9 protein-coding genes and 2 tRNA genes are annotated in these 13,874 nt (G+C 59.5%); 6 read left to right on the top strand and 5 right to left on the bottom strand.

The genetic code is table 11. The annotated features are described in order from the left end of the window. Positions 1-150: 150 nt before the first annotated feature. Positions 151-1,410, top strand: coding sequence for a lipopolysaccharide biosynthesis protein (locus tag H8B14_RS03615; protein WP_187314214.1), 1,260 nt, complete (start codon positions 151-153; stop codon positions 1,408-1,410). Here the strand turns inward: H8B14_RS03615 and H8B14_RS03610 are convergent. Continuing rightward, positions 1,407-2,231, bottom strand: a complete 825-nt coding sequence (locus H8B14_RS03610) for a class I SAM-dependent methyltransferase (protein WP_187314213.1) — start codon at positions 2,229-2,231, stop codon at positions 1,407-1,409. The genes H8B14_RS03615 and H8B14_RS03610 overlap by 4 nt on opposite strands. Positions 2,232-2,507: 276 nt before the next feature. Here H8B14_RS03610 and H8B14_RS03605 point away from each other — a divergent pair, with 276 nt between their 5' ends. Beyond that, positions 2,508-3,062 carry an RNA polymerase sigma factor gene (locus H8B14_RS03605; protein WP_187314212.1) on the top strand — a complete coding sequence of 185 codons (555 nt, stop codon included), beginning with the start codon at positions 2,508-2,510 and terminating at the stop codon, positions 3,060-3,062. A gap of 1,225 nt (positions 3,063-4,287) precedes the next feature. Here H8B14_RS03605 and H8B14_RS03600 read toward each other — a convergent pair. Further along, a complete protein-coding gene (locus tag H8B14_RS03600; RefSeq protein ID WP_261989858.1) occupies positions 4,288-5,280 on the bottom strand; it encodes an AAA family ATPase in 993 nt (330 codons plus the stop codon). A gap of 419 nt (positions 5,281-5,699) precedes the next feature. Here H8B14_RS03600 and xrtX point away from each other — a divergent pair, with 419 nt between their 5' ends. Then, positions 5,700-6,257 carry an exosortase X gene (xrtX, locus tag H8B14_RS03595; protein ID WP_187314211.1) on the top strand — a complete coding sequence of 186 codons (558 nt, stop codon included), beginning with the start codon at positions 5,700-5,702 and terminating at the stop codon, positions 6,255-6,257. 4 nt (positions 6,258-6,261) lie between these two features. Continuing rightward, complete coding sequence (locus tag H8B14_RS03590) at positions 6,262-6,792, top strand: XrtX-associated membrane protein (protein ID WP_187314210.1); 531 nt, start codon at positions 6,262-6,264, stop codon at positions 6,790-6,792. A 44-nt stretch (positions 6,793-6,836) separates the two neighbouring features. On the opposite strand, the gene H8B14_RS03585 is transcribed toward H8B14_RS03590, so the two are convergent. The 3 genes from H8B14_RS03585 to mutS all read right to left on the bottom strand — a co-directional run bounded on the left by H8B14_RS03585 (position 6,837) and on the right by mutS (position 10,110). After that, positions 6,837-6,919 (bottom strand) — tRNA-Leu (locus H8B14_RS03585). A 125-nt stretch (positions 6,920-7,044) separates the two neighbouring features. Then, positions 7,045-7,117, bottom strand: a tRNA-Gly gene (locus H8B14_RS03580). A 275-nt stretch (positions 7,118-7,392) separates the two neighbouring features. Then, the gene (mutS, locus tag H8B14_RS03575) at positions 7,393-10,110 is read right to left on the bottom strand and encodes a DNA mismatch repair protein MutS (protein WP_187314527.1); all 2,718 of its coding nucleotides are present in this window, start codon (positions 10,108-10,110) and stop codon (positions 7,393-7,395) included. A gap of 333 nt (positions 10,111-10,443) precedes the next feature. On the opposite strand from mutS, the gene H8B14_RS03570 reads away from it, so the two are divergent. Both H8B14_RS03570 and H8B14_RS03565 read left to right on the top strand, forming a co-directional pair. Further along, a complete protein-coding gene (locus tag H8B14_RS03570; RefSeq protein WP_187314209.1) occupies positions 10,444-10,986 on the top strand; it encodes an RNA methyltransferase in 543 nt (180 codons plus the stop codon). A 181-nt stretch (positions 10,987-11,167) separates the two neighbouring features. Beyond that, the gene (locus H8B14_RS03565; RefSeq protein ID WP_187314208.1) at positions 11,168-13,858 is read left to right on the top strand and encodes a T9SS-dependent M36 family metallopeptidase; all 2,691 of its coding nucleotides are present in this window, start codon (positions 11,168-11,170) and stop codon (positions 13,856-13,858) included. Positions 13,859-13,874 lie beyond the last annotated feature (16 nt).

Here is a 13,874-nt window from a genome sequence, read left to right as displayed (position 1 = left end):
GCCAGCTTACAGCCACGTTATACTGCTAATCGAAAAGCCTTAAGGTTGCCGCTGGCACGCGCGCAACAAGCTCATTCGCTTCGCTCAGGAGGACAGCTACCTTTGCCACCTGTCACCTGTCACCTGTCACCTGTCACCTGTCACCTCAACTTGATCCGCCGCATCTTCCACACGTTTGCCACCCGTCTGTCGTCGGCGCTGCTGAGCTTTGCAGTGGTATGGCTGACGGCGCGCTACCTGGGAGCGGCTGGCCGAGGCAGCGTGAGCTTGTTCGTAACGGATTGTGCGGCGCTGCTGCTGTTCATCGGGCTGCTGGGTGGCTCGTCATTGATCTTTCTGGTGCCGCGCCGCAATGTGTGGCATCTGCTGGTGCCGGCCTACGGCTGGGCCGTGGTGGTGTGCACGGCGGGCACGGTGCTGGCCGGCTTGCTGCGCCCGGGGCCGCTGAGCTACCTGGGGCATCTGTGGGGGCTGGCGCTGCTACAGGCGTTTCTGTCCATTAATATCTCGCTGCTGCTGGGGCGGAAACAGGAAACGGCCTACAATGTCCTCAATATTGCGCAGGTAGCACTGCTGGCCGGCTTGCTGCTGCTGGCGTTTGCCGGTCTGGGCTGGCGCGCGGTGCCCGCTTACTACTACGCCGCTTATGCCGCCTACACGCTGCCGCTACTGGCCAGCTTCGGGCTGCTGCGCCGGCTACCTGACCGGTGGGAGGGAGGCCAGGGCCTGCGCGACACCACGCAGGAACTTAGCCGCCACAGCCGCGGGGCGCATCTATCCAACATCCTGGCCTTTGCCAACTACCGCCTCAGCTACTATTTCGTGGCTCATTTTGCTGATGCCCGGGCCGTGGGCGTGCTGAGCGTGGGCGTGGCGCTAGCCGAAGCCATCTGGCTGATTCCGCGCAGCGCCGCCCTCATCCAGTATGTAGACTTAGTGCACGCCGACGACAAGCAGGCGCAACTGGCGCCGGCGCTGCGGGTGGCGCGGCTTGCGGTGCTGGCCACGGCTGCCGCCGTGGTGGTGCTGGCGCTGCTGCCGTCGGCGCTGCTGGCAGGCGTGTTCGGGCCGGAGTTTGGCGCGGCGCGGTCGGTTATCGGCTGGCTGGTGCCGGGCGTGGTGGCAGTGGCCCTGAACGTGGCGTGCAGCAGCTACTTCGCCGGCCTGGGGCGCTACAGCGTCAACAACTGGGCTACGGTAGTGGGGTTGGCCGTGACGGTGCCGGCCTGCTGGCTGCTGATTCCGCGGCTGGGCATTGCCGGGGCGGCTATGGCTACGTCGCTGTCATACGTGGCCTCTACTACTTACCTACTGGTACGGTTCAGGCAAGCGACTGGGGCCGGCTGGGCGGAGTGGCTGCCTGGCCCTGCCGATGTAGCCTATTTGCGCGAGCTGCTGCGCCCTCGTTAGTGGCCTGCCACAGGCTGTAGCGTCACTTCAAACCACTGGTCTGGGTCGCGCAGTGGGTCGGGGGTGTGGGTGGGCAGTGGTTGCGGCGCGTACAAAGCGCAGAGCGTGTTTTCCACCTGTACCAGCTGGCCGGTGGCAGTGGCGGGCAGGCCGTCGAGGATGCCAGCCAGCACTTCCCAGCGCGGCTCGCCCGGCTGGCGGCTGGCATCATGCCACACCACCACGGTGGCAGGCCCCACCAGATGCTCGAATACGCGGCGCGTGTCGGTGCGCACGGCTTCGTAGCGGTGGTCACCGTCAATAAACACCACATCAAACTGCTGCTTTAAACCAGCCAGATCGAAGGTGGCAGAGTTGCCGTGCAGGTGCTGCACGTTGGGCAGAGGCCGCGAAAAAAAGCCGTGCAGCTCGATATACCGCTCACTCAGCCCCAACTCGCGCATCTCTGACGCCGACAGGTTGAGCGTATGCACTGAAGCCGCAACGTCGGCTACGTTGGCGGCACTTTCGCCGCGCCACGTCCCAATCTCGAAGTAGCGGCACTGCGGCACCTGGCCGGCCAGGGCGCGCAGCAGCAGCAGGTCGGTGGGCAGGGAGCCGCCTTCCCGAAACGCGAATGGCCGCACGGTATGCGGGGTGGTGGGAGAGAGGAAATGCGTGAGCGGCACGGCCGGCAACCCCTGGAACGTAACGCCCCGCTGCCCATGTGCCTGGGCGCGCTGCTGCCAGTCGGCGGTATCGGCGGCCAGCACGTGGTTGAGCAGCCAGGGGTTGCGCGCCAGGCTGGCCAGGCCGCGCAGGGTTTTGGAAAGACGGGACACAAGCAGCAGCATGGGTGAGCTGCAAAGCTACTACGTCTGCCCGCACCTGTTTACGCATGGCAGGCAGGAGCCTGTTCCAGCACCTTAGGCCGCTTACTGCCCAAGGTGCTGCGGCAAGTAGGGTGGTTGATTGAGGCATGATAGATTTGACTGACTGATAGTTAACTTGACACTGCAACTGCCGGGCAAGTAATTGGTGCCTGCCCGGCAGCCTTTCTTTTGTCTTGCCTGTCTGCCCCTGTAGTGGCCCTGCTGCCCGGGCGCCTTTCATTCAGTATGCTGGCCTCACCTGACCTCGACGCCTTGCTGGCCCGTTGCCAACGCCGCGAACCGGCAGCGCAGCGGACCCTCTACGCCCGCTACGCCGCGCGGATGCTGGGTGTGGCGCGCCGGTATGCTACCTGCCTAGCCGAAGCCGAGGATATCCTGCAGGATGCCTTCGTGAAGGTGTTCACGCACTTAGGCGATTTTCGGGCGGAAGGTTCGCTGGAAGGCTGGATTCGGCGCATCGTCGTCACGACGGCCATCAACCACTGGCAAAGCGGCAAGCTGCGCCGCCGGTGCCAGGCCGAACCGGTGGAGCTGCCGGAGCCTGCCGTTGCCGCCGCCGCCCTCGACCGCCTGAACGTGGCCGAAGTGCTGGCCCTGATTGAGCAGCTGCCCGACGGCTGTAAAATGATTCTGCTGCTTTACGCCGTGGATGGGTACTCGCACAATGAAATCAGTGAGCTGCTGGGAATTCAGGAAAGCACCTCCAAAGCCCAGCTTAGTAAGGCCCGCAAACAACTGCAACATCTCTATCAGCAACAGAACATCTTTCTCCGACTATGAGCTACGACCCCGAAGAAGAACTGCTGGACGAGCACCTGCGCGAAGCGTTCAGCGAGTTTGAACTGCCGCCGGGCCACCATGTCTGGAAGGGGATGGAAGGCCGGATTGCGGCGCTGCCTGGCGCCGCTCAGCCTCTGCTTCCTTTAAAGTTTCTGCTGCCCGCCATAGCGCTGGCGGGCGTAGCCGTGGGATGGTTTGTGCCAAAGCCCACCTCCACGATACCAGCTGCCAAACCTGTTGTGGCGCACGCTGTACCAGCAGTGCAGGCTGCGCCTCCCACTCGCGCGATGGAGGCTGCCCCCTTGGCCGCTTCGGTGCTGCCTGGTTCTGCAGCAGACGCTGCTGTCCGCAACAGGGAAGGTCGGCCGGTTTCGGCAGCGACACGCCCCTTCGCAAAGCACCCTCCGGCTCCAGTCGAGCCAGTAGCTCTTCTGCTACCGGTTCTGGTCTCAGGGCTCAGCCACACAGCTTTACGTGCGGCCGGTGCTGACAGCAGTGCTCCCGCCTATCAGCATCCCGTGCTCTGTATTAGTGCTGCATCGGTGCCTGTGGAAGAAACGGCTGGTTCGGCGACAATGCAGGCGCCTGCGGCCGCTGAAATGGCGAAGGCAGATGGCCCACGCGCTTTTCGGGCTGAATTTCGCCAGCCTACGCACCGCCGGGCCGAAAAGGGAAGAAGCATCCGGCGGCATTTGCTGGCGGTAGGGCAGTGGGCACGGCACCTAGTGAGCCCCCGCCGCGCCCGGACCACCGGCCAGCCCAGTTTCTAAGCGCCTCACAACATGGCCTTATCAGGAGCTGAGTAGCTGCAAAAAAAGTTAGTCCCCCGGCAGCCTTTATGGTTGGAAAACTGTCTGGCAGATTACTGACCTACTGGATGCACCTATTCGCGGTGACGGCCACTTGTTTGCTACGCGAAAGCTGAAGCTGCTTCAGCTGTTTCACTCTCATTCGGTTTTATGGATACGCTGGTCTACTCTGTTTCCGAACCCTCTGCTACCCAAGATCTGCCTGCAATTGCCGCTCCTCAACACGACAACTGGACTTGGGTTGTGGGTGGGGCCTTGTTTTGTCTGCTACTGATTGCCCGTATTACCGGTGGAGTGCCTGCCGCAAGTGCAGCGGGGGCAGCGCCTCCGGCCGCGGTGGCAGTGCCGGCTACTGTGCCGCCCGCACCCGCCACCCACCGGCACGCGGTTTCCCGCATCTGAGGCAAGTGGCAACGCTAGCTGATAGGCACCTTGCGCAGAATGGCTTCAATCAAATCCTGGGTTTTGATGCCATCGGCTTCGGCTTCGTAAGTGAGCAGAATGCGGTGGTTGAGCACGTCTCGGGCTACGTCCTTAATATCTTCCGGTAGCACATAGTCGCGCTCATCAAAATACGCTACTGCCTTGGCAGCGCGGTGCAGCGCAATACTGGCCCGCGGGCTCACGCCAAACTGCACGTACTGCTGAAATTCGGGTAAGTCGTAGTCGGCTGGCCGGCGCGTGGCAAACACCAGTTCGATGATGTACTTTTCCAGCGTTTCAGAAATCTGTACCTGGTTGATCTGCTGCCGAATGCCAAAGATGTCTTCCTTGGTCAGGATGGGGCTTACTTCGCCCACGTAGCTCATGTTGGCCATGCGGCGCATCACTTCCAGCTCGTCGGTTTTCTTTAGATAGTCTACAAATACCTTCATCATAAACCGGTCGACCTGGGCCTCCGGCAATGGGTAAGTGCCTTCCTGCTCTACGGGGTTTTGGGTGGCCAATACCAGAAACGGCAAATCCAGCGGATACGTGGTTTCGCCGATGGTGACTTGCTTTTCCTGCATGGCTTCCAGCAACGCGCTCTGCACCTTGGCCGGGGAGCGGTTCACTTCGTCGGCCAGCACCAAGTTAGCGAAGATGGGCCCCTTCTTCACCTCAAATACCGACTGGTTCTGGTTGTAAATCATGGTGCCTACTAGGTCGGAAGGCAGCAGGTCGGGCGTGAACTGCACCCGCTGAAAGTGCAGGTGCAAAACCTTCGACAGGGTGCTGATGGTAAGGGTTTTGGCCAGGCCGGGCACGCCCTCCAGCAGGATATGCCCCCCGGTGAAAAGCCCAATCAGCAGCCGGCCAATCATGTATTGCTGGCCTACAACCACCTTGCCCATTTCCGCGAATACCTGCTTGATTTTCTGCTGGTAGTCGGGTGGTACAGTGCTGGGGTTGGAGGAGGACGGCATCATACGCGGAGGGTAGGAGTGAGGTTAAAGGTAAAGAAACTGGGTAGCATCCTGTCAAATTGGATTCCGGATTTAACTGCTTACTCAAGCAAAGCTACGCGCTGGTGAAGCAGACAAGGCGTAGCCGGCTATAGGAATGAAGGGCGCTTTATCCGCTTTTTTCTGTTGCCCTACACATAGGTGATTAGCAGCAAGATATTTACTACTTATCTCGCTTTTATGCATCCTGCTACAAACGCAGCGCTTATCAATTAAGAACACGCTGCTGCGGCCAAGTCGTAGCCGGTGTCAGGCGCACAGCTGAAAAATTCAGCAACAACGCGCCGCCGCTAAAGCCAGTCGTCAATCCTCTACGTATCCTAAGCAACAGTTCTGCTACACTGGCCGCTGGCAGGGGCTGAATAAAAAGCTATTTTGGCTGCATGGATACAGTCTCAACTTCTTCCGCTACCACAACGTCGGTCCACTCTTTGCGGCGGTTTCTGCTGCTGGCAGTGGCTATGTATCTGGTTTGGTTTTTCGGTTATGAGCAGTGGCTCCAGGCCGAAAACCAGCTGGATCCGGCTTTATCCAGAGATATTGCTCAAGCCTCCACTTGGTTGCTGCAGGCGTTAGGTTTTCCAGCCAGCCTCAGTGCTAGTAACCCGCAGTTGCTGCTTATAGAACAGAAACCCGCTGTGTTCGTCGGTAATCCCTGCAATGGCTTGGTGTTATATGCCCTGTTCACCGGGTTTGTGCTGGCCTATCCGGGGCCAGTCGTACGCAAGCTGTGGTTTATTCCAACGGGCATTCTGCTGATTTACGCACTGAATGTGCTGCGGGTAAGTGCTTTAGCCCTAAATCACCTCTATGCCCATAAGTCTGTAGACTTCAACCACCACTACACGTTCACATTTGTGGTGTACGGCTGCATTTTCCTGCTCTGGATGTGGTGGGCACGTCGCTTAGCGGTTGTAGAGCCACCTTCCACCGCCGCATAACCTCATGGCTACAACGTTTGGTAATGCATCTATAGTAGTCACTCGCCAGCCGTGGGCAGCACTTCGGCTATTGCGCCTGGCTGCCATAGCCATACTGATTGTACTACTTTTTCTGTGCGGTATCTTCGATGAAACACTATTCGCGACTCTGGGTCCGGTCTGGCAAAAGGTTGCCACTTCCTTGGGCTTCTCCGAGCAAATGGCACGTTTGCAGCAAGGCATCAGCGGGGAAGTCGTGAAACGTAGCCTACCGGTAGTAGCCACTTATGCGCTTTTCTACCTGAGCCTGTCGTTGCTGCTGTTGCGCCTGTTGCTGCCGGCCTACCGTATGTCTTTGGTACTGAAGTTATACGGGGGAGTTATAGCGGCCTATGTTGTGCTACTATTGGTTGGTCGCCTGACCGGCAACGTACCGTGGATCTACCAGCTTGGGCGCCGTTTCATTGATTTTCTGGTTTCACCTCTGCCCATCATCATTCTGGTTTGTTTGCTGCGTTGGTACGGGCCCGGTGCACCCTCCAAACATGCTAGCTAAAAAAGAATGGCCTCACGGATTATATCCGTAAGGCCATTTGTTTGTACCAGAGACGGGACTCGAACCCGTACGTCCGTGAAGACAAGGGATTTTAAGTCCCTCGTGGCTACCATTACACCACTCTGGCAGTTGCGCTGCTCTGAAGGAGCAAAGCAAAATTGGGTAAATAACTTTGAATTCCTGCGCCAACAGAAATTTTTAGCTGCGCTGTTAAAACAAAAAAAGGATGTCTCCGAAGAAACATCCTTTTTGAGCGGGAGACGAGGTTCGAACTCGCGACCTCGACCTTGGCAAGGTCGCGCTCTACCAACTGAGCTACTCTCGCTTGTGATCTTGGCGCCGTAGTGGCGTTTTGATGTGACAAAGGTAGAAGAAGAATCCCTGAAGTCAAGGGGGGTGGTCAAAAAAAGTGGCTGACGAGCACGCTCACTGGTATTGTCGGCTGATTTTCAGGGAGAAAAATTCGCGCAAAAAACAATCCGTCCACTGCAGCTGCCGGCTGTAGGAAATATTTATCCCCACCCGACTGCGGTTTGCCGTCCTGAAAACAGAGGCTATCCGCAGCCGGATGAGGATAAAGACGGGCCCGCTGAAAAATATCTACTTGCCACCAGCAGCTAGTTTCAACTCATTCAGCTTTAGCAGGGCCTCAATAGGAGTCAGGGTATTCACGTCAAGGCGCTCCAGTAGCTCACGCACCTTTTCAAGGGCCGGATCAGCAGGCTCGAACATGCTAAGCTGGAGGCTGGGGCGTGGGGCGCTGTGCACCGCGGCGGCCGGCTGAACTTTGGGAACTTGGGGGGCTTGCTCAGGGGCAGCAGCCGCTATGGCTCCATTTAAAGGCACCACTTTTCCGCCCGTTGGCTCGGCTTCGAGTCCATCCAACACGTCATCAAACTCGGTGGCGGCATCGGTATCTACGCCGGTAGAGGTGCGCTCCTGCTCCAAGTGATGCATGATTTCGTTGGCGCGCAGTACCACCGAGGTGGGCATGCCGGCCATGCGGGCCACATGGATGCCGAAGCTGTGCTCGGAGCCGCCTTCGCGCAGCTTGCGCAGGAATAGGATGCGGCCGTCAGCTTCCTTCACGGCCACGTTGTAGTTGCGGACGCGCGGGCAGTCGTCGGAGAGTTGGTTGAGCTCGTGGTAGTGGGTGGCGAACAGGGTTTTGGCTTTGAACTTGGGGTTGTTGTGCAGGTGTTCCACAATGGCCCAGGCAATACTAATACCGTCGTAGGTGCTGGTGCCGCGCCCGATTTCGTCCATCAGCACCAAGCTTCTATCCGATAAGTTGTTGAGGATGGAGGCAGTTTCGGTCATCTCCACCATGAAGGTGCTTTCACCCTTGCTCAGGTTGTCGGAAGCGCCTACGCGGGTAAAAATCTTGTCGATGACACCGACGTGGGCGGCATCGGCGGGCACGAAGGAGCCGATCTGGGCCAGCAGCACTATCAGGGCCGTCTGGCGCAGCAAGGCCGATTTGCCGGCCATGTTGGGGCCCGTAATCACCACAATCTGCTGGTCGTCCTGGTTGAGGCAGATGTCGTTGGGAATGTACTGCTCGCCGGGGGGCAGCTGGCGCTCAATGACGGGGTGGCGGCCGGCCTTGATATCGAGCAACGTGCTGTCGTCTACCACAGGCTTCACGTAGCGGTGCTGGCGGGCGGTGGCGGCAAAGGAGGCCAGGCAGTCGGCCACGCCGATGGCGCGGGCGTTCTGCTGCACCTGGGCCACGTACTCGGCGGCCGTGAGCACCAGCTCGTTGTAGATGCGCTGCTCGATGATGAACAGCCGCTCCTCGGCGTGCAGAATCTTCTCCTCGTAGGTTTTTAGCTCCTCCGTGATGTAGCGTTCGGCATTCACCAAGGTCTGCTTCCGGATCCAGGTCGTCGGCACCTTATCCTTGTGCGAGTTCGTGACTTCGAGGTAGTAGCCGAACACCTTGTTGTAGGCCACTTTCAGCGACGAAATACCGGTTTCCTGAATGGCGCGCTGCTGCAGCTGGAATAGATAATCCTTGCCGGTGAAGGCCATAGCCCGCAACTCGTCGAGCTCGGCATCCACCTTGTCGTTGAGTACGCCGCCCTGGTTGGTGAGGATGGGCGCGTCTTCCCGGATTTTCAGCCGTATTTCCTCGCGCAGCGCGGTGCAGGGAGTGAGTTGGTCGGCCAGCTTCTGCAAAGCCCGGATGCCGGAGGCGGCCAGCTGCTCCCGAATGGGGCTGATGGCTTCCAGGGCGCGGGCCAGTTGCAGCAGCTCGCGCGGGTTGATGCGGCGCACGGCCACCTTGGAAATCAGCCGCTCCAGGTCGTTGATCTGGCGCAGGTGCAGCAGCAGGTTTTCCAGCAGCTCGGGCGTCTGGAGCAGGGCCTCCACCGTATCGAGGCGGCGCTGAATCTGGGCGGGTTCCTTCAGGGGCAGCACCACCCACTTGCGCAGCAGGCGCGCGCCCATGGGCGTCACGGTCTGGTCGAGGATGTCGATGAGGGGCACGCCGCCGGGGTGCTGAGCCTGCACCAGCTCCAGGTTGCGCACCGTGAACCGGTCGAGCCACACATACTTATCTTCCTCCAGCCGCCCGATGCTGCCGATGTGGCCGACGTCGGTGTGCTTGGTCTCGGCCAGGTAGTGCAGGATGCAGCCCGCCGCCGTGATGCCTTCGCGCAGCCCGTCGATGCCAAAGCCCTTGAGCGAGCTGGTGTTGAAGTGGCGCGTGAGCGTGTCGTAGCAATAGTCGAAGCCAAACACCCATTCTTCTAAAGCAAAGTGGCAGTAGTCGGGCCCGAAGTATTCCTCGAACTCGCGGCGGCTTTTCTTGCAGAACAGTACTTCAGCGGGCTGGAAATTCTGTAGCAGCTTACCCAGGTACTCAACGGATCCTTGAGCCACCAGAAATTCACCAGTGCTGATGTCGAGGAAGCTCACGCCGGCCTCGTGCTTGCCGAAGTGCACGGCGCAGAGGTAGTTGTTCGAGCGGCGCTCCAGCACGTTGTCGTGCAGACTCACGCCGGGCGTCACGAGTTCCGTTATGCCGCGCTTGACGAGGCCCTTGGCCAGCTTGGGGTCTTCGAGCTGGTCGCAGATGGCTACGCGCTGGCCGGCGCGCACCAGCTTGGGCAGGTAGGTGTCGAGGGAGTGGTGGGGGAAGCCGGCCAGCGGCGTTTCTGATGAAGTGCCCGCGCCGCGCTTGGTGAGGGTGATGTCCAGAATACGTGAAGCCGTAACGGCATCCTCTCCGAAGGTTTCATAGAAGTCGCCGACCCGGAACAGGAGCACGGCGCCGGGATGAGCCTGCTTAAGCTCGTAGTACTGGCGCATCAGCGGCGTGTCAATCACGGGGGCGGGCCCCAGGGTGCCGTGCGTGCGGATAGGCTTTTTATTGGGGTCGGCGGCTTTGGTTTTCACGGAAGGCGGAAATTCGGGGATATGGGGGCGTGCCGGGGGCGGGGTAGCTGTTCGGTTTGCCAGCACGTCATGCTGAGCGCAGCCGGAGGCGTAGTCGATGCATCCCTACCGTTAGTAACTCAGTCGTTACAACGAAGCGGTAGAGATGCTTCGGCTTCGCTCAGCATGACGGCCTTTTCGACAACAAGACCGAACGGCACCAGCCTAACAGCCACCACCCGGCCGGGCGTTCCTACCTTTGCGAGCATGCGCAAACTCTCGATGGAAGAGCTGAACCGGCTGACGGTGGCAGACTTCAAAAATACGCGAAAATTCCCCCTCACCCTAGTGCTCGACAACGTGCGCAGCCTCCACAATGTGGGCGCCGCCTTCCGCACGGCCGATGCCTTTGCCGTGGAAAAAATCTGGCTGTGCGGCATTACGGGCCGCCCGCCCCAGCGCGAAATCACCAAAACGGCCCTGGGCTCCACCGAGTCGGTGGCCTGGGAATACGCTTCTGCCACTGTGGAGGCGCTACGCCAGCTAAAAACTGCCGGCTACCAGCTGATTGCCGTGGAACAGACCACTGGCAGTGTATCCCTGACGGAATTCGAAGTGGAAACCAACCAGCCTTATGCGCTGATTATGGGCAACGAGGTGTTTGGGGTAGACGATGAGGTGCTGGCACTGTGCGACGCGGCTGTCGAGATTCCGCAGTTCGGCACCAAGCACAGCCTGAACGTGAGTGTGGCGGCCGGGGTGGTGCTATGGGAGTTCATTAGCCGGATGCAAAGTGGCAATGTGCAGTAGGATAGACGGTTAAACCACAGAATGGCATTAAGGAATGCACGCAAGTTTAGTTCGGCAATGAAAGAAAGATCAACAGGAAAATTCCAATTTCCTGCGTAGATTTGAAACAGAACCCCTCTTTTATGAGGATTCTTTCATTTAAACGCGCTTCTGATCCTTCATTTCTACCCTTCATAACCGAATGAAACAACCCTTTACTACGCCGGGTACCCGTGCGCTGGTGGTAGCTGCTATGCTGGCTATACCAAGCTTGGCTGCTGCCCAACAAGCTCCCCTCAACCGCGCACTGACTGCGCTGAGCACCACCGCAGTTCGCCAGGGCCTGAGCGAGCAGGATCTGTCCGACCCAGCCGTCACCAGCCACTTCACCGACGCTAGCACGGGTCTTACGCACGTATATCTGCGCCAGCGCCATCAGGGAATTGAGGTAGTAGGCGCCGTGGCCAACGTTACGGTAGCCAGCAATGGCAAGGTGGTAGCGTTGAGCCAGAATTTTGTGGCTGGTACGGCCGCTAAAGCCCGTACTTCGGCTCCTTCGCTCACAGCAGCGCAGGCTGTGGCCGCCGCTGCCCGCGCACTGAACATGCCCGCGCCCCGCGCCCTGAGCGTGGAAAAAGCCGGCCAGCCCGCCGAAGGCATGGTGTTCAACAATGCCGGTATCTCGCTGGAAAAGATTCCGGTGAAGCTGATGTATCAGCCCACAGCCAACGGCGACCTGACGCTGGCCTGGGACGTAACGCTAGCCCCGCTGGATGGCGAGCATTACTGGAACGTGCGCGTAGATGCCCAGACTGGGGCCTTGCTGGCCAAAGATGACTACAGCATCTCGGAGCCGGTTTCGTTTGCTGAAATGACACAGCAGGCACTGGCTTCGCGCAGCTGGTCGCAGGTATTGGTTCCCACTCCTGCGCCTACGGGTAATAAGGTTACGGCCCCCAACTCCTACAACGTAATACCACTGACCATTGAGAGCCCCAGCCACGGCCCCCGCCAGCTGCTGGTGAACCCCGCTGATGCGGCGTTTTCGCCCTTCGGCTGGCACGATGTGAACGGTGTGGCCGGCGCTGACTCCACCAACGCCAAAGGCAACAACGTGTATGCCTACCTGGACCGCAACAATACCAACGTTTACCAGAAAGGCACCAGCCCCGAAGGTGGTGCCACCCAGATTTTCGACTTCTCCTTCGACCAGACGCTGCAGCCGGATGCATACAAAGAGGCCGCAGTAACCAACTTGTTCTATTGGAGCAACATCGTACACGATGTAATGGCCACTAAAGGCTTTACGGAGGCGGCCGGCAACTTCCAGTTCAAGAACTACACCAGCACCGGTGGCGTGGCTACGCCAGGCGGCAATGACCCGGTGCAGGCCCAGGCCCAGGACGGTGCGGGCCTGCCTACCCCTAACCGCAACAATGCCAACTTCTCTACGCCTATTGATGGATTTGCTCCCCGGATGCAAATGTATGAGTGGACTGGTGATGTGCAGGTACGCGTGACGGCGCCCACCTCGCTGGCCGGCCCACTAACGGCACAGGAAGGCGCTAATGGCCGTCGGATTGAGCAGTTCGGCAGCGCTATTACCGGTAATCTGGTAGCCGTGAACGATGGCTCGGCCCAGCCAATGCGCGGCTGCAACCCCACGTTCGTAAATGCCGCGGCCATCAACGGCAATATTGCCTTCGTTCGGCGCGGCAAATGCAGCTTCTCGATAAAAATCAAGAACGCGCAGAACGCTGGTGCCAAGATGGTAGTCGTGATGGACAGCATTGCCAACTCTACGGCACTGCTGACGATGGCTGGCACTGCACCTGACTCCGTTGGCATTCGTATTCCGTCGGTGTTTGTAAGCACCGTGGAAGGCCTGCGCCTGAAGGCTGCTCTTGATGCTGGCCAGACTGTGACCATTACGGCGGGCTCTACGCCGCGCCGCGACGGTGACTTTGATAACGGCATCATTGCCCACGAATACGGCCACGGCATCTCCAACCGCCTCACTGGCGGCCGCTTGAACTCCAGCTGCCTCAATAATGCTGAGCAGATGGGGGAAGGCTGGAGCGACTTCTTCGGCCTTTGGCTGACCACCAAGGTGGGCGACGTAGGCACCACAGGACGCGGGATTGGTACCTATGCTTCATCGGAGCCAACCACTGGTGGTGGTATCCGCCCCACTCGCTATAGCACCGACATGAGCATCAACCCGGCGACGTACGCGCTGATTGGCACAACGGGCTATGGTGCCGCAACTGGCCAGCAGCATGCCATCGGCTACGTGTGGTGCACTGCGCTATGGGACCTGAACTGGGCTTTGATTGGCCGACACGGCTACAATGCTGACCTGAAAGCCAGCACTGGTGGCAACAACATAGCTATGCGCCTCGTGATGGAAGGTCTGAAGCTGCAGCCTTGCGGCCCAGGCTTCCTCGACGGCCGCAACGCCATCCTGAAGGCTGACTCCGTACTGAATGGTGCCGCCAACTCGGCTTTGATCTGGCAGGTATTCGCCCGTCGCGGTATGGGCTTCAACGCCATCCAGGGCCTGGCAACCAGCACCACCGACAACACGGCTGGTTTTGCTACACCGCCAGCTCTCAGCACCAGCAAGCGCCTCAGCGAGCAGATGCTGGAAGTATATCCGAACCCCGCCCGCGACCAGGTACTGGTACGCACACAGGTAAGCAGCAAAACGCCCGTTTCGGTGCAGCTGCTGACGCTGATGGGCCAGGTGGTACGCACGCAGTCGGTTTCGGCGGCCTCGTTGCAGCAGAACGGCGTGCAGGTGAACACCGCTGAGCTGGCGAATGGCGTGTACGTAGTACGCGTAACCACTTCGGAGGGCACCATCACCAAGAAGGTATCGGTGCAGCACTAAAGGCGCAAGCAACTGC

Origin of the sequence: Hymenobacter puniceus, assembly GCF_014333525.1 — a bacterium.
GTDB lineage: Bacteria > Bacteroidota > Bacteroidia > Cytophagales > Hymenobacteraceae > Hymenobacter.
This window is presented reverse-complemented; position numbering and strand designations above follow the sequence as displayed.